General features: G+C 38.4%; 19 protein-coding genes. 8 read left to right on the top strand and 11 right to left on the bottom strand.

Annotated elements, in window-relative coordinates; all coding sequences use genetic code 11:
- Nucleotides 1-61: 61 nt before the first annotated feature.
- The 3 genes from F959_RS05940 (at nucleotide 62) to F959_RS05930 (ending at nucleotide 2,324) form a co-directional block, all read left to right on the top strand.
- Nucleotides 62-679, top strand: a complete 618-nt coding sequence (locus F959_RS05940; RefSeq protein WP_004878362.1) for a rhomboid family intramembrane serine protease — start codon at nucleotides 62-64, stop codon at nucleotides 677-679.
- Between the two features lie 161 nt (nucleotides 680-840).
- On the top strand, nucleotides 841-1,002 hold the full coding sequence (locus tag F959_RS16705; protein ID WP_004878361.1) for a hypothetical protein: 162 nt from the start codon (nucleotides 841-843) through the stop codon (nucleotides 1,000-1,002).
- Nucleotides 1,003-1,196: 194 nt separating this feature from the next.
- On the top strand, nucleotides 1,197-2,324 hold the full coding sequence (locus tag F959_RS05930) for a helix-turn-helix transcriptional regulator (protein WP_004878360.1): 1,128 nt from the start codon (nucleotides 1,197-1,199) through the stop codon (nucleotides 2,322-2,324).
- Nucleotides 2,325-2,343: 19 nt separating this feature from the next.
- On the opposite strand, the gene epmA is transcribed toward F959_RS05930, so the two are convergent.
- The gene (gene epmA, locus F959_RS05925; protein ID WP_162098223.1) at nucleotides 2,344-3,315 is read right to left on the bottom strand and encodes an EF-P lysine aminoacylase EpmA; all 972 of its coding nucleotides are present in this window, start codon (nucleotides 3,313-3,315) and stop codon (nucleotides 2,344-2,346) included.
- A gap of 8 nt (nucleotides 3,316-3,323) precedes the next feature.
- Entirely contained in the window at nucleotides 3,324-4,391 is a 1,068-nt protein-coding gene (locus F959_RS05920; protein WP_004878358.1) for a 4-phosphoerythronate dehydrogenase, read from the bottom strand.
- A 194-nt stretch (nucleotides 4,392-4,585) separates the two neighbouring features.
- On the opposite strand from F959_RS05920, the gene F959_RS05915 reads away from it, so the two are divergent.
- Nucleotides 4,586-4,960, top strand: a complete 375-nt coding sequence (locus F959_RS05915) for a diacylglycerol kinase (RefSeq protein WP_004878357.1) — start codon at nucleotides 4,586-4,588, stop codon at nucleotides 4,958-4,960.
- Between the two features lie 107 nt (nucleotides 4,961-5,067).
- Here F959_RS05915 and F959_RS16970 read toward each other — a convergent pair whose 3' ends face one another.
- The 6 genes from F959_RS16970 to F959_RS05885 all read right to left on the bottom strand — a co-directional run bounded on the left by F959_RS16970 (nucleotide 5,068) and on the right by F959_RS05885 (nucleotide 11,961).
- On the bottom strand, nucleotides 5,068-6,954 hold the full coding sequence (locus tag F959_RS16970) for a YadA-like family protein (protein ID WP_004878356.1): 1,887 nt from the start codon (nucleotides 6,952-6,954) through the stop codon (nucleotides 5,068-5,070).
- Nucleotides 6,955-7,220: 266 nt separating this feature from the next.
- Nucleotides 7,221-7,958 (bottom strand): hypothetical protein, encoded by a 738-nt coding sequence (locus F959_RS05905; protein WP_004878355.1) that lies wholly within the window; start codon nucleotides 7,956-7,958, stop codon nucleotides 7,221-7,223.
- Between the two features lie 160 nt (nucleotides 7,959-8,118).
- Nucleotides 8,119-9,753: a chaperonin GroEL gene (groL, locus tag F959_RS05900; protein WP_004878354.1), complete on the bottom strand. Its 1,635-nt coding sequence runs from the start codon at nucleotides 9,751-9,753 to the stop codon at nucleotides 8,119-8,121.
- A gap of 56 nt (nucleotides 9,754-9,809) precedes the next feature.
- Complete coding sequence (locus F959_RS05895; RefSeq protein ID WP_004652030.1) at nucleotides 9,810-10,100, bottom strand: co-chaperone GroES; 291 nt, start codon at nucleotides 10,098-10,100, stop codon at nucleotides 9,810-9,812.
- Between the two features lie 186 nt (nucleotides 10,101-10,286).
- Nucleotides 10,287-11,042 carry a metallophosphoesterase family protein gene (locus F959_RS05890; protein ID WP_004878353.1) on the bottom strand — a complete coding sequence of 252 codons (756 nt, stop codon included), beginning with the start codon at nucleotides 11,040-11,042 and terminating at the stop codon, nucleotides 10,287-10,289.
- A complete protein-coding gene (locus F959_RS05885) occupies nucleotides 11,023-11,961 on the bottom strand; it encodes a diacylglycerol/lipid kinase family protein (RefSeq protein WP_004878351.1) in 939 nt (312 codons plus the stop codon). The genes F959_RS05890 and F959_RS05885 overlap by 20 nt, the downstream gene beginning before the upstream one ends.
- 395 nt (nucleotides 11,962-12,356) lie before the next feature.
- On the opposite strand from F959_RS05885, the gene F959_RS05880 reads away from it, so the two are divergent.
- The 3 genes from F959_RS05880 to F959_RS05870 all read left to right on the top strand — a co-directional run bounded on the left by F959_RS05880 (nucleotide 12,357) and on the right by F959_RS05870 (nucleotide 17,442).
- A complete protein-coding gene (locus F959_RS05880; protein WP_004878350.1) occupies nucleotides 12,357-14,186 on the top strand; it encodes a phosphoenolpyruvate carboxykinase (GTP) in 1,830 nt (609 codons plus the stop codon).
- Between the two features lie 193 nt (nucleotides 14,187-14,379).
- Entirely contained in the window at nucleotides 14,380-15,087 is a 708-nt protein-coding gene (locus tag F959_RS05875) for a hypothetical protein (RefSeq protein ID WP_004878349.1), read from the top strand.
- Between the two features lie 162 nt (nucleotides 15,088-15,249).
- Entirely contained in the window at nucleotides 15,250-17,442 is a 2,193-nt protein-coding gene (locus tag F959_RS05870; protein WP_004878348.1) for a TonB-dependent siderophore receptor, read from the top strand.
- Nucleotides 17,443-17,482: 40 nt separating this feature from the next.
- On the opposite strand, the gene glpD is transcribed toward F959_RS05870, so the two are convergent.
- From glpD to glpK, 3 genes are all read right to left on the bottom strand, one after another.
- Nucleotides 17,483-19,003: a glycerol-3-phosphate dehydrogenase gene (glpD, locus tag F959_RS05865; RefSeq protein WP_004878347.1), complete on the bottom strand. Its 1,521-nt coding sequence runs from the start codon at nucleotides 19,001-19,003 to the stop codon at nucleotides 17,483-17,485.
- 260 nt (nucleotides 19,004-19,263) lie between these two features.
- On the bottom strand, nucleotides 19,264-20,022 hold the full coding sequence (locus F959_RS05860; protein WP_004878346.1) for a DeoR/GlpR family DNA-binding transcription regulator: 759 nt from the start codon (nucleotides 20,020-20,022) through the stop codon (nucleotides 19,264-19,266).
- Between the two features lie 50 nt (nucleotides 20,023-20,072).
- Nucleotides 20,073-21,587, bottom strand: a complete 1,515-nt coding sequence (gene glpK / locus F959_RS05855) for a glycerol kinase GlpK (protein ID WP_004878344.1) — start codon at nucleotides 21,585-21,587, stop codon at nucleotides 20,073-20,075.
- A gap of 261 nt (nucleotides 21,588-21,848) precedes the next feature.
- Here glpK and F959_RS05850 point away from each other — a divergent pair, with 261 nt between their 5' ends.
- The gene (locus tag F959_RS05850; RefSeq protein ID WP_004878343.1) at nucleotides 21,849-22,271 is read left to right on the top strand and encodes a hypothetical protein; all 423 of its coding nucleotides are present in this window, start codon (nucleotides 21,849-21,851) and stop codon (nucleotides 22,269-22,271) included.
- Nucleotides 22,272-22,314: the final 43 nt, after the last annotated feature.

Below are 22,314 nucleotides of genomic sequence, written 5' to 3'. Positions count from 1 at the left end.
TCATTGTTTATTAAGTTTTTAATGGCATTATTGCTTAGACACTGATCAATTTAAAACATTTATGTTACATCTACCCTTTAGCCATACTGTGACTCTTATCATTATCACAGTTGCAATTTCTTTATTGGCATTCTCCAATCAGGCTGTGATGAACCGTCTGATTTTTTGGCCTCCTGCAATGCAACGTGGTCAATTTGATCGTTTCATTACCCATGGTTTTGTCCATGCTGATGGTACACATTTACTTTTTAATATGATTACCCTGTTCTTTTTTGGGAATATCATTGAGAGTTTTTATCGTCAGTTTTTCTACGACATGGGCTTTGTGTTGTTTTATCTAGGTGGTTTGATTTTTGCGATACTACCAAGTTATTTGAAACATAAAAATGATGTACGTTGGGCAAGTCTTGGGGCTTCAGGAGCTGTATCTGCTGTTTTATTTGCCTATATTCTGTTTCAACCTTGGAACTTAATTTTTGTATTTTTCATTCCAGTACCCGCAATTATTTTTGCAATTTTATATGTCGCTTATAGCATCTGGTCAGGGAAACGCGGCAATAGCAATATCAATCACAGCGCTCACCTTTGGGGAGCTGCTTATGGTGTCGTCGTGACAATCTTATTAGAGCCTAGAGTCATTCCACACTTCCTTAATCAATTGACTAAATTACCTTTTTAAAATCTGAAAATAAATTCAATTGAAAATAAGCCTCATATTTGAGGCTTTTATATATCGTCATTGATACAAATATCAGTTAAAAATTTCATTTTTGATCTAGTAGAAAATCCAATATACCCTTAAAGTTTCTATGGAATAAACATAAAGATTGGGATGAAATCATGAAAAAAACTTTATTGTGCTTAAGCGCATTATTCTTTGTTGGATTATCAGGTTGTGCTGTACACACACCTCACGGCAGTGTCGTCGTTGATCCAGATCATAATCATGGTGGTTCAGGTAATTTCTGTCCCCCAGGTCAAGCAAAGAAAGGTCGCTGCTAATCAGTTTCTAACCTAAGCTCATTGCAATGGGCTTAGGTATTCTAAACCTTCTACAATAAGCATCTAAATTACGATTTACTCGATCAGATAATTGCAAAAAACATCACTTTTTTTCTTTTCTTGGATTTCATTCCCGCAAAACCCATATACTATATAGGGAAATGTATTTAATTCATTTTTATGGGATTTCTTAGATGAATCTAATCCAGCCCTGTGTCGTTACCGAAATATTGAATAAGGTTCAACATGCAGATGATTGGATTAATTTTCTAGAACAACTTAATTATCATTTTAATGTTCAAGCATCACAGCTTTTAGCCGTTGATCTGGAAGTACAAGCTCTCTCTTTCAGTGTCCATCACGGCGTAAATCTTGATGAGAATCAACTCGAACAAGCCGCTTTAAAACAAATCCGTCTAGCCATAGATGATGACCCTCGCTTAAAAAAAATGTTACTAGCGCCAATGAATGGTTGGATGCATTGTTCACAACATTTTCAAGAACATGAAATCACCCAAACTGAAGTCTATCAACAAGTATTACAACCACTAGATTTAAGATTTTGTTCAGCGATTCAAGTCATATATGATCAAAAAGTTTGTGTTATTTTAGCTTTCCTCAGTAGCCAAGATCGAGGTAGCTTAACTTGTTCAGAATTACAACCGATCTATGAAATTTTGCCAGTTTTACAACAAAAAATTCAGCAATATCGACATCATTTTGAATATTCAACAATGACGCTTCTCGGATCACAATTGATCCAAAAGATGAAGCAGCCGATTGCGATTATTAATCTAAATGGCGATATCTTAGAGATAAATGCTGAGGCAGAACAATTATTTGAAAATAATGAGCTGATTCAAATTAAACAGCGTCGTTTTTGCCTAAATGAACATCATCAGCAGCTGTTTGATCAAAACCTAATAGAATTAGAAAGAAAATATAAAAATCATAGGCAATTTGATTCTAAAGAACAGACGAAAATCATGATGCTCAGCGATGATTTATTTCTAACATTAGACTTACTTAGCCCAGAAAGGACGCATAAAATTTTTGGATTACGTCCCGTTTTACTTGCAACATTTTCTGGGCTTCAACACCGCCCTAAATATCAGAAAGAGCTTTATACACAACTATTTATGTTCACACCTGTAGAACATAAGATATGTGAGCAATTACTAGAAGGCAAAACGACCAAAGAAATTGCGCTCACCCACGAAATCCAGTTAGATACCGTCAAAAAACATCTAAAATCTATTTTTAAGAAGACCAAAACCAATCGGCAAGCTGGATTAATCCAGTTATTAATGCAGTTTCTATAAATAGTTTAAAGATTTTTTACTATGCAATCTCAGCTGGGAATGCAATCACTTGGTCAATTTTCATCTTATTCATTGAGACCATCAACAAACGATCTATTCCCAAGGCAATGCCAGAACATTCGGGCATATTAGGTAAAGCCGCTAATAAGTTCTGATCAGTCGGAATTGTTGGCAAACCTTGCTTTAAACGCTCAGTATTATCGGCTTCAAAACGAGCGGCTAAAACATCTGCATCTAACAATTCATCATATGCATTGGCAAGTTCTAAACCTTCGATATAAACCTCGAAACGCGCTGCAACAAGCTCCCCATCTTCATCTTGTTTTACCTTCGCTAAAGATGCCATTTCAGGAGGGAAATCAGTGAGAAAAACAGGCCCATCAAAACCTAAGCTCGGCTCAACAAAATGGGAAAATAATAAATCCATATAGACCAAACGATCATCACCTAGATCAAGATTCAATCCAACTCTATTTGCTACACTCTTCAACTGCTCTAAGCTTGCTTGTAAAGGATTAATCTCTAAACGATCTTGGAATGCATGCTTATAGCTTAAAAGATAAGGACGAACTTCACCAAAACGGTGTGATAGGCAAAGCTCCAGTAAATCAGCTGTTTCATGCATCAGCCCTTTTAAATCTAAAGCTGGTCGATACCATTCCAGCATAGTAAATTCACTATTGTGCTTACGACCATGTTCATCATCACGAAATACTTTACAGATTTGATAAATTGCCCCACTACCACTGGCCAATAATCGCTTCATTGGAAACTCTGGCGAGGTCTGCAAATATTGCGTGTTTAACTTGCCATAAATATGACGCTGCACTTGTACTGATGCTAAATGAACATCCGTCACGCCTGCCTGTGAGAGAATAGGAGTTTCCACTTCCAAAACACCACGCTCAGCAAAAAACTGACGGATTTTTTGATACATTGCTGCACGTGCTTTGAGTGCATCGATAGAACATGTCGGTTGATAACGATTCATTGCCTCACTCACGCTTTAGGCCCTCCATGTGCAGCCCATTCACGGCGCAATAGATAATTTTTACGTAATAGATCAAACGCTGTTTGTTCAACCTTGCCCGCTTCAACACAAGCACGAAGTTGTCGATCATCTTCAGCAATATTATAAATTTGAGTCAAATGCTGTTTGAGCGCAGTTTTTAAATCATGCTGCTCAAAATACTGGTCCACATGAGGCAATTGGCTTTCAAATCGTTTCGATGCCTTGTAACCAAAGGTATTACAAAATGCATCATAGATCATCTGTGTACCTCTCGCCTTACCTTCCAAGCTATAACCTGCGATATGTGGCGTTGCCAGAGCGAGCTGATCTAGTAATTGCTGTGAAATTTCTGGCTCAAACTCGAACACATCTAATACCACTTGGCGTTTTGTCTTCTCAATATTTTCAATTAATGCAGATTGCTGAATCACAGGTCCACGCGCACTATTAATTAAAATCGTCGAATCTTTCATTTGAGCAAAGGCAGCTTGATTAAATAAATGCTGCGTTGGATATTCACCTGAATTTGTTAACGGTACATGGATTGAAATCGCATCAGCCCTTTTTAAAAGCTGCTCAAAAGCGACATTTTCAATACCATCAAGTTGTACATATGGATCATAACCGATCACATGCCAACCAAGGAGTTGTGCCATTACAGCAAGACGGCTTCCAACATTGCCTAGGCCGACAATCGCTAAAGTAAAGGCTTTATTTTTTTCTAGTAGATCAATATTTAAATGCAATAAAGCAGTAATTACATATTCAGCTACGGCTTGAGCATTACAACCCGCTGCATTACTCCATCGAATATGTTTTTGCTCTAAAGCTTGAATATCTAAATGGTCAGTCCCAATCGTTGCGCTACCCACAAACTTAATTTTTGTTTGATCAATAAGATCACGATTTACTTTTGTGACTGATCGCACTAGCAATGCATCAGCATTTTCAACATCAGCATATGTAAGTGTTCGTCCAGCTTTATGCTGAATTTCTGCAAATTCCGCGAAGAAATAATCGGTAAATGCCAAATTTTCATCTGCGATAATTTTCATGCAGAATTGTCCTATAGAAAATCAGCACTTATTATCCTTAGCATAGGCAAATTTGACAATTCAAATCTGTTTAACTTGCATACAATATTGCAATAAGCACTAAAATTTTGATGCATTGTTGCGATGTATTGCCAATCCCGAATCCTTTTTCTAATTTTATAATAGGCATATCCCCCTTTCTTTCTCCTTTCACTATGTCTCTTTATTCTCCTTATAAAGGCAAAAATGGTCTCAAACGAATCTTTGACGCGACAGGCTATTCACTTGCTGGATTCAAGGCTGCTTTTAGTCATGAGGCCGCATTTAGACAAGTAATTTTGCTGAATCTAATTCTGATTCCATTGAGCTTCTTTGTTCATGTATCGGCGTTAGAACAAGCATTAATGGTTGCTGTTTGCCTATTAGCAATTATCGTTGAGTTATTTAATTCAGCTATCGAAGCTGTTGTAGATCGTATTTCTTTGGAAAAACATGAATTGTCTAAGAATGCGAAAGATATGGGGAGCGCAGCTCAATTTGTTTCTTTAGCCATTATTTTCTTTACTTGGGTAATTATTTTATTTAAATAAAAAGAGGTTGCCTCGTTGCTGGGTAGAGACAACCTTAAAAATGAACTGTTTTAAAAGAAAACCTGAATTTATTTATAAACTCAGGTTTTCTTAAGTATTTTTTACTATCACTTACCGCCAAAAACGTAAGCAACACCTACACGACCACCGAATTCATTACCACCTGCGAAACCCAAAGCCCCGCTAGCAGAAATACGATCAGTAAATGATGTTACTACACCAATAGAACCGGCAGTTTCACCTTCATAATGGCCTACACCACCAAATACAGCAACTTGACCTGGTTGAATACTAGGTACAGCTTGTTGAGCTGCCAATGCAATTGCAATACCACGGTAAGCTGTACGCTCTATATCATCAACTCTAGTATTTAACTGATTAACACGATTGTTTAATTGATTAATACTACGATCAAAAGTAGCTACACGAGTGTCAGTGTAGCCTTTAGCACTGGCCAGAGTTGCTTTATCACCATCAACAATAGCTTTGTTGACACGTGTGCTTTCTACTGCTGCCTCATGGCGCAATGTTGTTGCGGTATTATCCGTATGCATTTTTGCAGATACCAAAGTTGCCGTATCCGCCATATTCATTTGTTTAAGATTTACTGCATCTGAATCTGCCGTAGCGGCAGCTACATGAATAACCTGACGTTCACCACCAACAGAACCAACTGAAACCGTATTATCTCGATCAGATGTGGACGCATTTCCTAACACAACTGCATTGGTTGCATTAGTATTAATATCATTACCCAAAACGAAAGTATTATCTCCATTTACGGTATTGTTATTACCTACAGCATAACTAGCATTGCCACTGACGACGTTTGGATCACCAATTGCCCCCGAATGATTTCCAGTGACTTGATTTCCCACACCTATCGCAATTGACTGCTCACCTTGTGCAACAGCACCAACGCCAATTGCGATAGATTGCATCCCTTCTGCTTTAGCTAACTCATCACCATCATTACTTTGCAGTGCTACAAATGGCGAACCATTTGCGTTTGCATCCGTATATGCTTTCGCCTGTTCTAAAACAGATGAACTGCTTTGGTCTGTATATTGTTTAGCATTGTTTAAGGTTGTGGCTGCTATACTATTTGTATGAGCCTTGGCATCTGCTAATGTTTTTGCGTTGGTATCCTTCACTTCATTGCGAATCGCTGTAGCCATATCTGCCGTCGTTTTATTCGCAGATGCTAATGTTGACGCATTTCCATCTGCAATTGCTTTATCTAAACGTGCGGATTCAGTTGCCGCTTCAGAACGTAATGTTGTTGCTATATTATCTGTATAAGTTTTTGCGTTTGCTAAAGTTGATGTATTTCCATCCACAATTGCTTTATCTAAACGAGCAGACTCTGTTGCAGCTTCAGATCGTAATGTTGTAGCCGTATTATCTGTATATGCTTTTGCATCGGCTAATGTCTGAACATCACCATTTGTCACCTTTGCAATTTCCTGATCTAAACGCTCGGTTTCGGCTGTAACTTCTGCTCTTAATGCCGTCGTCGTATCATCAATATATGTTTTGGCATCAGCTAATGTTTGAGCATCCTGCTCTTTAAGTTGTTTGAAATTGACAGCTTGATCATCTCTTACAGCATCAATAACATGATTAATATTTGTGGAGCCAGCATCAATATTTTTTAAAAAAGCACCTGATGCTGTTAATTTTTCTGTAACAAATAAACTCTTGGTTGTTAGACCATCAGTCGCAATTAAAGTACCAGCTTGAATTTCATCTGCTTTTATATATCCCGTTTGTATATAACCCTCTTTTTCTGTAGTAGAAAAGCGTTTGTTTTTCATCCCAATTTGCGTATATGTCAGACCATCCACTTTGACAGTAAAAGAGGTATCTTCTAAAGCAAAAGCTGTATTACCTGCGATAAATGCTACCAAAGCAACAGTTAATCTATTGAGTTTAAATATAACTCCGAAACTATCAATATTTCTGAAATTTATGATTTTATTAACTTGATTCATAGAATATCCCTACCTTTTCCTTAATTACTCCATTAATAACTTCTGATATATAAATATTAGCAATTATTAAGGGAATGTATTAAACATTGTCAGTAGGTAATACATTACTGAATCATAATTTTGTGATCCATTCCCCAATTGGGGTATAAAAATACTTGATATAAGCTTAAATAAATTTATTTTTTAATTATTTTTACAGGTTAATTTTTCGTAACATTCAGCATATATCTAACATATTGTTAAATATATGCAGATATAAAAATGATCTAAAATGCGAAACCAATCCCTACTACAGGACCTTTCTGCTCAGTATCCCATTTAAAACTACCACTTTTATAATCCTGAGATACGTAACGATATCCAACTCTAAAGTTGATAGGTGCTGAGAATATTTTCTGGCGATATCCTACATATGCTTGAGCAATTTGTGTTTGTTCAGTGCCATAAGTATATTGAGCAGCAATGTTCCAAGGAGAGTCAGTGTTGTAACGAAAACGCGCACCACCAAAGTATTCAAACCAATCTTTCTCTACTGCAACCACTTTCCCCAAAGCGCCTAAATTCCCCTCTAGATCCGTATAGATAAATCCCAAAGTAGGTTCAATCACCAAACCTTTTCCCTGCGGATACTGCTCATAGGCTCGATAATAAATTCCAAAATTACTTAAATTTACTTTTGTTGATAATGCTATCGGATATGAATAAACCTGTTTTTCTTCTTCAGTCTTCACGTATTGAATATCTGAATAAACGCCCCATTTACCTTTAGCAACTTCAAAATGTCCCATTAATGCTTTATCTAATGAATCTAGCGTATCTTTGAATGATTGATCTAAATGATAATTCATTCCCTGATAACCAATTTTTCCATCAATATCAGCAGCAAATCCATAAATATTTACAAACGCTTTGGTATCACCAATGAAAGAGTCTTTGAGACTTTCTGCTTGCGCATGGTGAATGAATAATCCACAACTCAGAATATACAGGCAATATTTATACATTTATTTCTCCAAAAACCGTTTATAAAAATTTAAGTATGATTCATGTATTTTTAATATGAATTAATTTATTAGTAACGTTTTCTCAAAATATTTTCTATGTTAGAAACGTAAAAAATCCCTGCATTTGCAGGGATTTTTTACGACTTAGACGATGATGTGATTACATCATGCCGCCCATACCACCCATACCGCCCATATCTGGAGCAGCTGGTTTATCTTCTGGAATGTCAGTAATCATACATTCTGTAGTCAACATTAAACCAGCAACAGAAGCTGCATGTTCAAGTGCAGAACGCGTTACTTTAGCAGGGTCAAGAATACCCATTTCTAACATATCGCCATATTCACCAGTTGCAGCATTATAACCGAAGTTACCTTCACCCGCTTTAACTGCATTGATTACAACTGAAGGCTCATCACCTGCATTTGAAACGATTTGACGAAGTGGCGCTTCGATTGCACGACGTAAAATGTTGATACCAGCTGTTTGATCTTCGTTAGCACCTTTTAGGCCATCTAACACATTTACAGCGCGTACTAATGCAACACCACCACCAGCAACAACACCTTCTTCTACCGCTGCACGAGTAGCGTGAAGCGCATCATCTACACGGTCTTTCTTCTCTTTCATTTCAACTTCAGTTGCTGCGCCGATTTTGATCACTGCAACACCGCCAGCTAATTTAGCCACACGTTCCTGAAGTTTTTCTTTGTCGTATTCAGAAGTAGACTCTTCGATTTGAGCGCGGATTTGCTGTACACGCTCAGCGATTTGCTCAGCATTACCAGCACCATCAACGATTACAGTATTTTCTTTAGATACAGTAATTTTGTGTGCAGTACCTAGATCTTGTAGAGAAGCTTGCTCTAAAGACATGCCCACTTCTTCAGAAATTACAGTCGCACCAGTCAAAATCGCGATATCTTGAAGCATTGCTTTACGACGGTCACCAAAACCAGGTGCTTTAACCGCACATACTTTGATAATACCGCGCATGTTGTTTACAACAAGTGTAGCAAGCGCTTCACCTTCAACATCTTCAGCGATGATAAGAAGTGGTTTACCTGTTTTAGCAACAGCTTCTAATACGGTAATCAATTCACGGATATTGCTGATTTTTTTATCAACAAGAAGAATGAATGGGTTTTCAAGTTCAGCAGTTAAAGTATCTTGCTTGTTCGCGAAGTATGGAGAGATATAACCACGATCAAACTGCATACCTTCCACAACGTCTAAAGCGTCTTCGAAGCCAGAACCTTCTTCTACAGTGATAACACCTTCTTTACCAACTTTTTCCATTGCTTGCGCAATAAGTTTACCAACAGTTGTGTCAGAGTTTGCAGAGATTGAACCCACTTGTTCAATTGCTTTGAAGTCATCAGCTGGTTTAGCGTTAGTACGGATATTTTCAACAACAGTTTTTACTGCGATATCGATACCACGTTTCAAATCCATTGGGTTCATACCAGCAGTTACTGATTTGATCCCTTCATTTAAGATTGCTTGTGCAAGTACAGTTGCAGTTGTTGTACCGTCACCTGCGATGTCATTTGTTTTAGAAGAAACTTCACGAACAAGTTGAGCACCCATATTTTCAAACTTGTCTTTTAAAGAAATTTCTTTAGCAACAGTTACACCATCTTTAGTGATGTGTGGTGCACCGAAAGAACGATCAATAACAACGTTACGACCTTTCGGGCCTAAAGTTACTTTTACTGCATCTGCAAGTACGTTTACGCCTGCAATCATTTTTGAGCGAGCTGAATCACCAAATTTTACGTCTTTAGCTGACATATTAAACTCCGAATCTTTTAAATACTGTATCTGATAATTTTTGAGTTATGCGTCGATTAGCCTTCAAGCACAGCTAAGATGTCTGACTCTTTCATGATTAAGAGTTCTTCACCGCTTACTTTAACCGTTGTACCCGCATAAGTACCAAACAATACTTTGTCGCCAACTTTAACGTCTAAAGCACGAACGCCGTTGTCAGTGATCTGACCATTACCTACTGCAATTACTTCACCTTGAGAAGGTTTTTCAGCAGCAGAACCTGGAAGTAAAATACCACCAGCCGTTTTAGTTTCTTCTTCTACGCGACGAATCACAACACGATCATGTAATGGGCGGATGTTGCTCATAATTAACTCCATCAGACTTAGTCTTATTGATTAATGTGCATTGCCAGTTCATGGCAACGCATAAAATTTTGATATGCCACTTTTTTGGGGATGAAAAAAAAGGCTTCAAGGGGAAAAGTGAAAAAAAATCTATTTTTTGATGCTTTTTCAAACACTGATTTCAATCACATTGCATTTAGCTGGAAATCAGTGCTTTTCGAAGCTGTTTTTATCCTCATCAAACCAATAATGTTCAATCACACCATTATCCAATATCACGTTAAAACTATTAGAAAATCCAAAACGTAATCGATTTGATGTTGCCGTCCCAGCATGGATATCACAAATAGGATATTCAAAACCCAATTGAAAAATTTGATTTAAATCGTGGACAGCAACTTTATGCAAGTGCCCATGCAATAAACCAAAAAGATGAGTTTTTCCCCACTGCTCTAAAGCCATTTTCCCAAGCACTGGACAATCTTTATCACCATGATCGTTTGGAAATGTATAAAATGGTTGATGAAATACAACTAGTTTTAATTTGTGAGCAGGAGCATGTTTGAGTTTTTCATAAGTTTCATGAATTTGCTCTAAAGAAATATGTCCACGCGTATGGTAACGACGACGAATGCTGTTCATTCCAACAATATAAAAATGCTCTGTTTCCATAGTCGTTTCTAAACGACCAAAAAAAGCTTGATAACGAACAAATGGTGAGAAAAAACGATTCCAGACATGATAGAGCGGAATGTCATGATTACCAGGCACGACTAAATACGGAATCGACAACGAGTCTAAAAACTGTCGACATGCATAAAACTGATTAAATCGAGCACGTTGTGTTAAATCACCACTCACTACAATCGCTTCTGGACGATATTGTTTACAAAACTTTCGTATTGCTTCCAGACAAACATCTCGCTCAGTTCCAAAATGCAAATCAGAGAGGTGTAATAACATTTGGAACCATAACTTTTAAAGATGATTTTTGAACTGAGAAATTTAGTGGTGTCTCCAACTCCATAAGTTCTCCATCAATCGCAACCGTAACTTTGTCTTTTTTGCAGCCAACAGTAATATTTTCTGCACAAAAAGTATAAACATCAGGCGTTTGCTCTATTTTCCCTTGAATTAATTTTAATAACATTTTCAATAAACTAAATCGATCACTTTTGGCTACAACTACACCAGCTAGTTTGCCATTGGCTGCGCATTCAGCAATTCTTAATTTCATATCACACAGTTGCAATTGATTATTTCCAAAGAAAATCAAGGGCGTCGCGACTGGATATTTCTGCCCATCAACATTAATAGACAGTTTCAAAGACTTATGTTCACGCAACAACACATCAAGTCCTGAAGTGTATGCATTTAAGGGAAAACGCCCGAAGTGCTGATTATATAGTTCTCGTTTTTTGATAAATAAAGGATAAAGTCCAAGGCTAGCATTATTTAAATAAATCTGATCATTAATTGTAGCAACATGAACTTCACGAAATTTACCCGTTGCAATCACTTCTGCTGCCGAAAAGACATCAATTGGAATATCTAAAACACGGGCAACATAATTAAAAGTTCCTAATGGAATAACCCCCATCGGAATATTGGTATGCATTAATCTTTTCGCAACTGCGTTTAATGTTCCATCTCCACCCGCAGCTACCACAACACCACGTAAATCAGCCTGTTGATGACGTGAAAGCACAGATTTCATCATCTCGTCAAAATCAACCTTTTGATTTAGCTCAAAAACCTGTATTTCAAAACCATGCTGCGTCCAAAACGTCATTAAGCGTTCATAGACTTCATCTTGTTGCGCAGCATGAAATCCAGATTTTTGATTGTAGATAATCGATAAGGGGCGCAAATTTTGATTCACTCATTTCACCCTTTGAAATTGTGCCTCCATATTTTTGTGCATAAAATCAACAAATAAAAGCCCGTTTATGTAAATTTTGGATGATGATTATTCAATTTATCAATAATAATTCTCAAAAAAATAAAATTAAATAAATAATTGTTTTTAAATAAAATTTTTAATAAAAATAACATGCATAAAAAAAACATATAAGCCTAAAAAAAACTGACAAAAAACTTAAAAACAATAACTTAAGAAAAAATATACAGCTTTTCATTAACCTGCCATATGATCCGATAGTCTTATTTTTTTTATGATTTTGTGCTTTAATACAGCCACTTTTTTTACTTCATCTATTTTCATTGTAAACCAATGAATAGAATTGTACGTCGTACACACTTTAAAAAGGCATGACCATGACCCAAGTGAACGCACCAGAATTCGTTCGTCACCCTAAGCTTATTGCATGGGTGGAAGAAATTGCAAAATTAACCAAACCAGCAAAAATCGAATGGTGTGACGGAAGCGAAGAAGAATATCAACGTCTGATCGACTTGATGATCGCTAACGGCACCATGCAACAACTTAACCAAGAAAAACATCCTGGTTCTTATCTTGCAAATTCTGACCCTTCTGACGTTGCTCGTGTTGAAGATCGCACTTACATCTGCTCTGAAAACCAAGATGATGCTGGCGCAACAAATAACTGGGTTGCTCCTGCTGAAATGCGTACTAAATTAAATGGTTTATTTGATGGTGCAATGGAAGGTCGTACAATGTACGTGGTTCCATTCTCTATGGGTCCTTTAGGTAGCCACATTGCTCACATCGGTATCGAATTAACTGATTCTCCTTACGTTGCTGTTAGCATGACAAAAATGGCACGTATGGGTAAAGCAGTTTATGACGTGTTAGGTACAGATGGTGAGTTTATCCCATGTGTACACACTGTTGCTGCTCCACTTAAAGATGGTCAGAAAGATGTTGCTTGGCCTTGCAACAACGAAAAATACATCGTTCATTACCCAGAAACTCGTGAAATCTGGTCTTACGGTTCTGGTTACGGCGGTAATGCTTTACTTGGTAAAAAATGCTTAGCACTTCGTATTGCATCAGCAATGGGTCGTGAACAAGGTTGGTTAGCTGAGCACATGCTTATTTTAGGCGTGACAAATCCACAAGGCGAAAAACACTACATCGCAGCAGCATTCCCTTCTGCTTGTGGTAAAACAAACTTCGCAATGTTAATTCCACCAGCAGGCTATGAAGGCTGGAAGATTGAAACTGTAGGTGACGATATTGCATGGATCAAACCAGGTGAAGATGGTCGCTTATATGCAATCAACCCAGAAGCTGGTTTCTTCGGTGTAGCACCTGGTACAAATACCAAGACTAACCCAAACTGTATGGCGACACTTCATAAAGATGTAATCTATACAAACGTCGCTGTTACAGACAATGGCGAAATTTGGTGGGAAGGTCTTTCTAAAGAAGTTCCTACTAACTTAACCAACTGGAAAGGTCAACCTCACGTTGATGGTGAAAAAGCTGCACATCCAAACGCACGCTTCACAGTTTCAGCTGGTCAATGCCCTTCTATCGATGCTGACTGGGAAAATCCAGCTGGTGTACCAATTTCTGCGTTCATCTTCGGTGGTCGTCGCGCAGACACAGTACCTTTAGTATCAGAAGCTTTTGACTGGGTTGATGGCGTTTATAAAGCTGCAACGATGGGTTCTGAAACAACTGCTGCTGCTGTTGGTCAACAAGGTATCGTTCGTCGTGACCCATTTGCAATGCTTCCATTTGCTGGTTACAACATGGCTGATTATTTTGGTCACTGGTTACAACTTGGTCAAGAAGTTGGTGCTAAAGCAGAAGCTGCTGGTAATAAATTACCAAAAATCTTCAATGTAAACTGGTTCCGTCGTGATGCAGAAGGCAACTTCGTATGGCCTGGTTTTGGTCAAAACATGCGTGTTCTTGAGTGGATTATTGATCGTTGTGAAGGTCGTGCAGAAGCAACAGAAACTCCAATCGGTTTAGTTCCTACATATGAACAGTTGAACTGGGCTGGTATTGACTTCTCTAAAGAACAGTTTGATACAGTAACTTCTCAAGACAAAGATCAATGGATCAAAGAGATTGAAAGCCACACTGAGCTGTTCACTAAACTTGGTGCTCGCTTACCTCAAGCGCTTAAAGATCGTCAAAATGAATTATTAGCAGCTGTTAAATCTGCTTAATCATAATTGACTTAAAAAGGTCGCTTCGGCGGCCTTTTTTGTCATCTTACATTGCAAAACTATAATAAACTAACAGCCTCAAAAGTAATTTTCATCCATCGAAGATGAACAAATTAAGACGTTAATGTGCCAGCAAAAGTCAGTTAAAAAATATAAAGAGATCCGTATTTTATCGATTTAAACAGGAAAAGTTATGCAACAAGAGATTACAACCGCACAAGATTTTTTAAAATTACTCCCAGACTCAGACACCGTCTTTACAAGCAAGGACGCCTTTCTCGCAAAGCATTTACTCCCCCTCATTTCGATTGACCTTGCCCAGATCAATCCTGAATGGCAAGGCTGGATTCATTTAGTCAATCCAATTGAACCTTATGAGTGTTATATCGGCTCAGAGACTGCTGAGTTCCATAATGAATTTGCGCATGAAAATTGGTTTATTTTACAGCTGGATGAACAGTCACAATACCATTGGCTGGCTGATCAACACTATTTTATTTTAGAGAATAAAAGTCATCCTTCATATGCTGAGGTTTTGATGCATAGCCAAGCAATGCATGAAGATTTTCAACAGGTCAAACAACGCTTCTTAGAACAAAAAAGAGTGATTAGTACATCTGATGTCAATTATCAAAACAATAAACCCACCATTTTACTCAATCAACTGGGTGGTGATGCTGAATATGGCAACTGGTGCTATCCGATTGAAGAACAACTTAAACTGGAAAATATTGAACAAGATGACAACTGTTTTGTACACATCTTTGATCAACAGCAACGACGTTATTATTTCATTGCCTCAGCATCAGGTTGGGAGTATTGCAATCATGGTGCCGACAATATCTTGATGTTTTACCAACCCGAAACTCGACGTGTTCTATTTACATTTGACTGGACATAACTGATCACAGGTCGCTACGGCGGCCTTTTTTAATGCCCAATTTTCGAAAATTCCTATCAATCCTCCACCCCACACTAGGTATTCCCATTAAGCTTTAGAGAAAATAAATTGCAAAATTAACAAATATTAACAATAATGATAATAATAGTATTTCTCATTAATATGGTTGTCGGTATGAGTTCTTCCCCCCTGTTCAAACGCACTCCGCTCTTTGTAGCTGTCTCAACATTAATCAGTATTAGCACATATAGTTATGCACTTGATGATCAGACACAACAACTTCCGACAATTAAAGTTCAAGCTACTCAAAATGATGAAAGTAGTGAAAAAACCAAAGCTTACAACATTAAAAATAGTTCGAGTGCGACTAAACTGAATATTGAAGCCAAAGAAATTCCACAAACGGTGAATGTGGTAACACGTCAACAGATTGATGATTTCGGACTGACTAGCTCAAGAGATATTTTAAACAACACCCCAGGCGTAACCGTTAATTCACTTGAAACCGAACGCTCAGTGTATATGGCACGAGGATTTGAAATCTCCAACATTCTCGTTGATGGCGTAGGCTTCCCTTCAAGTGTATGGAATTATAATGACACCAATCCAGATAGCTTCTTTTATGATCGTATTGAAGTGATTAAAGGAGCAGATGCGCTGACCAATGCTTTCGGTGATCCAAGTGCGACTATTAACTATATTCGTAAGCGCCCAACCAAAGAGTTTCAAGCAAACGCTGGATTGAGCTATGGTTCATGGGATACCCAACGCTATGAAGCCGATGTATCAGGTAGCTTAACATCTAATGGTAATATTCGAGGTCGCCTCAGTGCTTTTGAACAAACAGGCGACTCACATTTAGATCGCTACTCTTCTGAGAAAAATGGTCTTGCAGGGATATTGGAAGCCGATCTTACAGATAGTACGCTATTGACCGTTGGTGCTAGCCAAGAAAAAAATAAGCCCAATGCCAATAACTGGGGTGCTTTACCTCTGATGGATTCTTCAGGCAAACAAATTAGTTATGATCGCTCATACAACCCAAACCCTGACTGGGCTTACTGGGACAATACATCTCGAAATGCATTCATCGAGTTAAAGCAAAAGTTCTTGGAAACTTGGTCTGCTAACCTAAGTTACAACTACAATGAAAAAGAACGCCAAAGCCAGCTACTTTACTACTATGGCTATCCAAATGCGGATGGTTCAAATGTAGATCTTACAGCTTGGGGTGGAAAAGAAAATAACAAGCTACAAACTGCTGATTTTAACCTACAAGGCAAGTTCGATCTTTTAGAGCGTGAGCATGAAGCAATTTTAGGCTATACATTCTCTCAAAGTGAACAAAATGATAAGCAAAAATCTGGGACTATCCTCGATAGTAATGTTGGAACATGTACCCGTGGTATAGCGCCAAATACCTATGAAGCACAATGTACAACAGGCTGGGCAAGCTGGACACCAAACAATGTTTCATGGAGTGCTTTTTCAGATGCAGCAGATTACACGCAACGCAATCAATCTGTTTATGCAGCAACACGCTTACATTTAACGAAAGACCTCAAACTCACATTAGGTGCGAACTATGTTCAGGCCAAAAGTGAAGGGACAAGTTATAGTGCACCAATGAATTATGATGAAAGCAAAGTTTCACCATATGCTGGTATTACCTATAACTTCACGCCTGAGTATACAGGCTATATGAGTTATACCTCTATTTTCCGTCCACAAACCTCAATTGATGAGGCAACTGGTAAAGTAGCGGATCCAATTGAAGGCAAAAGCTATGAAATTGGAGTAAAGAGTGCATGGTTAGACAACAAACTTACAGGTACACTTGCTATCTTTAGAACTGAAGAAAATAATTACCCACTTAGACCAACTGATAGCCATCCGCTTAATCGTACCTCTGCAATTAGTGACTTACGTTCACAAGGTGTAGAAGTTGGTTTAGCAGGACAATTAACTGATCAAGTGAATGTATCTCTGGGTTACACTCAATTTAGTCTCCAAGACTTAAAAAATGGTGGTGCGGCTCGAACCTACAATCCGACCCAAAGTTTCAACTTACTAACAACCTACTCCCCTACCCAATTACCAAAATTAAAAGTTGGTGCAGGCGTAAAATGGCAGAGCAAAATTACACGCTTTGATCCAACTTACTCGACTTATCTTAAACAAAGCGATTATGCCTTGCTGAATTTAATGGCGAGCTATGAGGTTAGTCCGAACTTTACCATTCAAGCTAATGCAGATAATGTCACCGATAAAAAATACCTCAATAGCTTCACTGATGGGCAGGCATTCTACGGAGAACCAGCAAATTATACAGTAGCTCTTAAATTTAAATACTGATAAAAAAAGCCCTCTTATCTAAGAGGGCTTTTTTAGATGCTTAAGCGGCTACTGTGGTATTTGGTTTATTTGCTAGATAAGCTTCTAAACTTTCAACCTCGCTCGGTACAAAATTCAAACCTAACTTAGAACGTCTCCACAAGACATCCTGACTGTTCGTCACCCACTCAAAACGGCATAAATAATCTACTTCACGAGCATACAAACCTTGTCCAAAGTGCTGTCCAAGTTGCTCAACTGAACTTGCCTCGCCCAGAATATTCCAAATGCGTGAACCATAAGCTGAAGCCCAACGTTTAGCAAGCGCTTCTGATGCATCAGTAACCTGAGCACGAATTTCAAGGATTAACTGCTCTACTGACTCCATGTTTTCGCCACCAGGTAAAGCTTCTGTTGCAGTCCAACTTCCTTTCATTTCAGGGAAAAATGCTTTCAACTGCTGCATAGCCGACTCAGCCAGCTTACGATAAGTCGTTAATTTTCCACCAAATACTGAAAGCAATGGCGCTTGATTATCTGACTCTTTTGATAGAGCCAAAGTATAATCACGAGTGATCGCAGATGGATTATCCGACTCATCATCACATAATGGGCGTACACCAGCAAAAGTCGAAATAATATCCGCTTGAGTCAATTGTGTTTTGAAATGCTCATTACTGACCTTAATCAAATAATCCGTTTCTTCCTGCGTAATTTTTACTTGTGCTGGATCACCTTGATACTCACGATCCGTAGTACCGATCATCGTGTATTGGTCTAAATATGGAATTGCGAATACGATCCGACGATCATCATTCTGCATGATAAATGCTTTATCACCTTCATATAGCTTCGGCACAATGATATGACTACCTTGAATTAGACGGATGCCATAAGGTGATTTCAGCTGTAAGTCTTGTTTAATGAATTGTGCAACCCAAGGTCCAGCAGCATTCACTAATGCTTTGGCTTTAATTTGGAATTGACCTTTTTCATTCTCCAAATCAACAACCCAGTATTGACCTTCACGTTGGGCAGATAAACAACGTGTACGCGTCACAACATCAGCGCCTTTTTCATGTGCGTGCATTGCATTTAGCACAACAAGTCTAGAATCATCTACAGCACAGTCTGAATACTCAAAACCACGGGTAATAGCTGCTTTTAATGGACTATCTTCTTTGAAATAAACGTTATTTGAACCTAATAGTTTCTCACGCTTACCTAAATGATCGTAAAAGAACAAACCAGTACGAATCAGCCATGCAGGACGTAAATGAGGACGATGCGGCATGATAAAACGCATTGGGCGAATAATATGAGGCGCTTTTGCCAGTAGCACTTCCCGCTCAGCTAATGCCTCACGCACCAAACGAAATTCTTTATGCTCAAGGTAACGTAAACCACCATGAATGAGCTTACTACTTGCAGATGATGTATGGCTTGCCAAATCGTCTTTTTCACATAAGAACACAGATAAACCACGCCCAGAAGCATCCGCTGCAATACCAACACCATTGATACCACCACCGATAACCGCGAGGTCATAAACTTTGTCATTTGACTGAGGAGAAGTTTGCATAAATCACCGCAAATTTTCATTATTGTTCAATATTGAAAATTAAAACATATCAAATGAAAATAAACAATTAAAATTAGCCAAAAAAATGCCAATTAATAGACATTTTTAGATGAATGGTAAAAAATGAAAATAATTTAATGAAATTATGAAAATTAACTGTATGACTGACTGATAAAGCGTTGTGTTGTATTAATCTATAAAAAAATTGAGCCAAACTTTCGCTGGCTCAATAAAAGTAACAATTTTTCGAAAATGAATATTTATTTGGCGATAATTAACCCGATTCCTAAATCTCGGATGATTTTAGTGTATTGTTCGTTGGGTTGCTGATCAGTAAAAATACAGTCCACTTGCTTAAGCGAACCCAAACGAATCATTGCATTACGGCCAAACTTGGTACTGTCAGCTGCAAGAAAAACTTGTCTCGCACTTGAAACGATTTCCTGAGATACACAGACTTCCTGAAAATCAAAATCTAGTAAAGTCCCATCTTCATCAATGCCACTAATTCCAACCAAAGCATAATCCGCTTTAAATTGTTTGAAGAAATCAGCTGTTGCCTGTCCAATTACACCACCATCAGGACGAACACGACCGCTAGCAATCAAGACTTCAAAGTCTTCTTTGGTACTTAGAATTTTCGCAACATTTAAGTTATTGGTGATGATTTTTAACCCCGTATGATTCAGCAATGCATGAGCAATCGCTTCTGTCGTGGTCCCAATATTAATAAACAGAGAAGCATGATCTGGTACAGCCGCTGCAACAGCTGCTGCAATGATCCTTTTTTCCTCAAGCATGTGACCTACGCGCATAGTATATTCAGTATTTTCAACACTTGAATCATGCGCCGCACCACCATGATAACGACGTAACAAACCTTCATCCGCCAATTGATTAATATCACGGCGGATAGTTTGAGGCGTAACATCGAAATACTGAGCAAGTTCTTCAATACTTATATAGCCACGTTCTCTCACTAATTCGAGGGTTTTTTGTTGGCGTAGTATCAAGCTCATGCTCATTCGTCCTATGTTATTTTACGTCATAAAATTTGGGGTATTTTAACTTAATCCTCTGCCCAATCTCGAGTACGTCCAACTGCTTTTAACCAACCCTTATAGAGTTTTTCAGTTTCAGCTTGTGAACACTCAGGAGTGAAAGTATTTTCGATGGTCATTCTACTCTTTAATTCATTGAGATCCGACCAGAAACCGACAGCCAAACCAGCAAGGAAAGCAGCACCCATGCCTGTTGTTTCTTTCATTGCAGGACGCTCAACAGATGTTCCCATGATATCCGCTTGGAATTGCATCAAGAAATTATTGGCTGTTACACCACCATCTACACGTAAGGTCCGTAACTTCTCACCCGAATCTTGCTGCATCGCATCCAAAACATCACGCGTTTGGTAGGCAATCGATTCTAAAGTCGCACGAATAATATGTTCGATACTAACTCCACGAGTAATACCTAAAATTGCACCGCGCGCTGTTGGATCCCAATAAGGTGCACCTAGACCTGTAAATGCAGGTACCACATAGACGCCATTGCTATCTTTGACTTTAGTTGCATAGTATTCAGAATCATGCGAATCATTGATCGCTTTCAGTTCATCACGCAACCACTGCACGCATGAACCACCATTAAATACTGCACCTTCTAGCGCATAATTCACTTCACCACGTGGGCCACATGCAATCGTTGTTAATAGACCATGCTCTGATTGAACAATACGTTTTCCAGTATTCATCAATAGGAAGCAGCCAGTCCCGTAGGTATTTTTCGCCTGTCCAACTTCAACACACATTTGACCAAATAAAGCAGCTTGTTGATCACCAGCAATACCAGCGATAGGAATACCAACTTCTTGACCGCTAATGGTATGTGTATAACCGTAGACTTCTGAAGAGCTTCGAACTTCAGGCAGCATTGCTTTTGGAATATTTAAGGCTTGAAGTAACTTATCATCCCACTCAAGCGTTTCAATGTTAAACAACATCGTGCGTGAAGCATTGGTATAGTCAGTTACATGAACTTGGCCATTGGTCAATTTCCAAAGCAACCAAGTATCGATCGTACCAAATAAAAGCTCGCCACGTTCTGCACGTTCACGGCTGCCTTCAACGCGATCAAGAATCCACTTAATTTTAGTCGCAGAGAAATATGGATCAAGAACCAAACCCGTTACTTTATGAACGTAATCTTGCCAACCCTCTTGACGAAGTTGATTACAAATCTCATTGCTTTGGCGGCTTTGCCATACAATTGCATTGTAAATAGGTTTACCTGTCTTTTTATCCCAGATGACGGTAGTTTCACGTTGGTTGGTAATACCAATCGCTGCAATTTGGTCACTTGAAATACTCGCTTGCGCTAAGGCTTCAACCCATACTGCGCTTTGAGTTGCCCAGATTTCCATAGGATCGTGCTCAACCCAACCTGGTTGTGGGTAAATTTGCGTGAATTCACGCTGAGCAATACTGATGACATTCGCATCGTGATCCAATACGATCGCACGTGAACTCGTTGTACCTTGATCAAATGCAACCACATATTTTTTTTGACTATCTGTAGAGATCATGACATACCTATCCAGACTTGCTTTCGTATAGTGCAATAAATTAAACGCCCGTTAAAAAACGGGCTCCAATACTGCAAAAAAGCAATGACTTCTGTATTAAATAAAAAACTTGGCAGATTATATGCAAAATTGTTCGAAAACGAAAATTCTTTTCTATAACTTTGAACCTAAATTCGATGAATAGCCTTTGTTTTAAAGAATCCTCACAATTCAAAATCTATTTTATGCGATACTTGAACCAGAAATAACAGGACCATTGATATGAAAAAAACGAATTTATTTTTTATTATGAGCGGAACCCTTTTGATCACGGCATGTCAAAGCAGTCCACACCAATACAACGGCGTGACCGGTTATCAAATTGAAAGTAAAACAGCAACTTCTGCAACACTGGCCTATACTTTGGCTGGTCGAAGCAATCGTGATATTGATGAGAAAAAGCTCCAACATGCCTGCAAACAAGTGCTGGGTGTAGAAAAAAATTATAAACTTTCTGTGCTGAGTGTGAATGAAATTGTGAATCCAACACAAGAAGAGCAATACGGTGTAAAAATTGGAAACAGTCGAGCAACTTTTGGTCTATCCAACTCTCCTGATTTAAACAATAGCGAAGGTTATGCAACTCGTCAGGCACTTGAAGCTCGACCTTCAACGCTGAAAGTCGTTCGTTATACTTGCTCTTAATAAAATAAATTCAATAATAAAGGATGTGTGAGCCGTTCTTGAC

This window comes from Acinetobacter venetianus RAG-1 = CIP 110063 (assembly GCF_000368585.1).
Taxonomy (GTDB): Bacteria; Pseudomonadota; Gammaproteobacteria; order Pseudomonadales; family Moraxellaceae; genus Acinetobacter; species Acinetobacter venetianus.
This window is presented reverse-complemented; position numbering and strand designations above follow the sequence as displayed.

Coding starts and splice junctions, on each gene's coding strand:
- F959_RS05940 (WP_004878362.1), top strand. CDS start 62: ATGTTACATCTACCCTTTAGCCATACTGTGACTCTTATCATTATCACA.
- F959_RS16705 (WP_004878361.1), top strand. CDS start 841: ATGAAAAAAACTTTATTGTGCTTAAGCGCATTATTCTTTGTTGGATTA.
- F959_RS05930 (WP_004878360.1), top strand. CDS start 1,197: ATGAATCTAATCCAGCCCTGTGTCGTTACCGAAATATTGAATAAGGTT.
- epmA (WP_162098223.1), bottom strand. CDS start 3,315: ATGAATCGTTATCAACCGACATGTTCTATCGATGCACTCAAAGCACGT.
- F959_RS05920 (WP_004878358.1), bottom strand. CDS start 4,391: ATGAAAATTATCGCAGATGAAAATTTGGCATTTACCGATTATTTCTTC.
- F959_RS05915 (WP_004878357.1), top strand. CDS start 4,586: ATGTCTCTTTATTCTCCTTATAAAGGCAAAAATGGTCTCAAACGAATC.
- F959_RS16970 (WP_004878356.1), bottom strand. CDS start 6,954: ATGAATCAAGTTAATAAAATCATAAATTTCAGAAATATTGATAGTTTC.
- F959_RS05905 (WP_004878355.1), bottom strand. CDS start 7,958: ATGTATAAATATTGCCTGTATATTCTGAGTTGTGGATTATTCATTCAC.
- groL (WP_004878354.1), bottom strand. CDS start 9,753: ATGTCAGCTAAAGACGTAAAATTTGGTGATTCAGCTCGCTCAAAAATG.
- F959_RS05895 (WP_004652030.1), bottom strand. CDS start 10,100: ATGAGCAACATCCGCCCATTACATGATCGTGTTGTGATTCGTCGCGTA.
- F959_RS05890 (WP_004878353.1), bottom strand. CDS start 11,042: ATGTTATTACACCTCTCTGATTTGCATTTTGGAACTGAGCGAGATGTT.
- F959_RS05880 (WP_004878350.1), top strand. CDS start 12,357: ATGACCCAAGTGAACGCACCAGAATTCGTTCGTCACCCTAAGCTTATT.
- F959_RS05875 (WP_004878349.1), top strand. CDS start 14,380: ATGCAACAAGAGATTACAACCGCACAAGATTTTTTAAAATTACTCCCA.
- F959_RS05870 (WP_004878348.1), top strand. CDS start 15,250: ATGGTTGTCGGTATGAGTTCTTCCCCCCTGTTCAAACGCACTCCGCTC.
- glpD (WP_004878347.1), bottom strand. CDS start 19,003: ATGCAAACTTCTCCTCAGTCAAATGACAAAGTTTATGACCTCGCGGTT.
- F959_RS05860 (WP_004878346.1), bottom strand. CDS start 20,022: ATGAGCTTGATACTACGCCAACAAAAAACCCTCGAATTAGTGAGAGAA.
- glpK (WP_004878344.1), bottom strand. CDS start 21,587: ATGATCTCTACAGATAGTCAAAAAAAATATGTGGTTGCATTTGATCAA.
- F959_RS05850 (WP_004878343.1), top strand. CDS start 21,849: ATGAAAAAAACGAATTTATTTTTTATTATGAGCGGAACCCTTTTGATC.